Genomic DNA, 1,184 nt, shown 5'->3' on the forward strand with positions numbered 1-1,184 from the left:
GAAGCAGGAATCCGCCCGGACGCCGCGTGTTCCACGCGCAGCGTGGAGGGAATCTCCGCCCTTCAAGGCGGAGAGATCGTCAGCACCCCTCGCCCGCCGACCGCCGTCGGGAGAGCCGGACACCGCCCACTCAAATGAGTGTCGGCTGAGGGCTCTGGTTGCTCACCTGCGCGGGACTGCATGTCGCCGCGACGTGGGTTGCAGTGCAGTCACCTTCGCGTGCGGCAGGTTTTCCACCGCCACCGCCACCGCCACCGCCACCACCACCGCGACCGCGACCGCCAGCGTCGGCCGGAGGCCACAGCTGATGGTCCAGCCCGGGCCGTTGTACTACCCGCCCACGGATGCGCCACCGCTCGGCAGCAGGACGGCGGGCAGGTCGAACACCCCTGCTCCCAATGCGCTCCCAATTTAAGGGGCAACAGCGAAGAAGACCGTTACCAGTGACTCCGGCGACGGGCTTCTACCTGCATACATCGATGGTGAGCGATACGGGGATCGAACCAGTGACCTCTTCGGTGTGAACTCTCGGCGAGGCGGTCGGAACGGGCTTGATGCGAGGCCAACCGGCCTGGTGGCGGTCGCTTCGGTCCGGTTCGGCTGGCACGGCTGCTGCACTTCGCTGCTGTACTGCTGGCGTCAGACGAGGCGTTGGATGCGGACCTTCGGGCGCTCGTTCCTTAGGTGGCCTAGCTTGTGCTGGCGGACCTGCTCGTTCCAGACATCCTGGTCGTAGTCGGGGTCCGGCGGGATCCACCGATGGGAGCCGTCGCTGTAGTGGAACTTCTCGTCGCCGGTTCGCACGATGCTCATCGGGTCCAGCCGACGAACCGGTGGTGCAGGTGGCCGGCGGGGACGTGGGCGAGGTCCTGCAGGGCCACTCCCCTGCACAGCCACCGCACGTCCAGGCCGGCTTGATCGGATGGTGAGTGGTCATCGCGAGCCGTCCTGGTGGGGCCAGTGGCCGCGGTTGATCGGGATGCGGTGACGGCTGCGGCAGGGCAGGTTCGCGCCGCAGCGGCAGATGCGCCGCCAATGCCGCCATGACCAGACCGGCCGGTGCCGTCGGGCCAAGGTCAAGGCGACGGCGAACAGGTACTCGTCGTACGAGACGCGCGGCACTAGGCCGTGTTTCATAGCTTGGTTCAGAGCCATTCGTTGATCGCGGCGACGTGGAGTGTGGC

General features: G+C 67.4%; 2 protein-coding genes. Both read right to left on the reverse strand.

Going from position 1 to position 1,184, the window contains the following annotated elements; genetic code table 11:
- Positions 1-639 precede the first annotated feature (639 nt).
- Positions 640-813 carry a hypothetical protein gene (locus tag V6U88_RS30135; RefSeq protein ID WP_334458293.1) on the reverse strand — a complete coding sequence of 58 codons (174 nt, stop codon included), beginning with the start codon at positions 811-813 and terminating at the stop codon, positions 640-642.
- 120 nt (positions 814-933) lie between these two features.
- Positions 934-1,184, reverse strand: a 251-nt coding sequence (locus V6U88_RS30140) for a hypothetical protein (RefSeq protein ID WP_334458294.1), incomplete at its 5' end; no start/stop codon positions are given.

It is taken from the genome of Micromonospora sp. CPCC 205739 (assembly GCF_036906795.1).
Lineage (GTDB): Bacteria > Actinomycetota > Actinomycetes > Mycobacteriales > Micromonosporaceae > Micromonospora.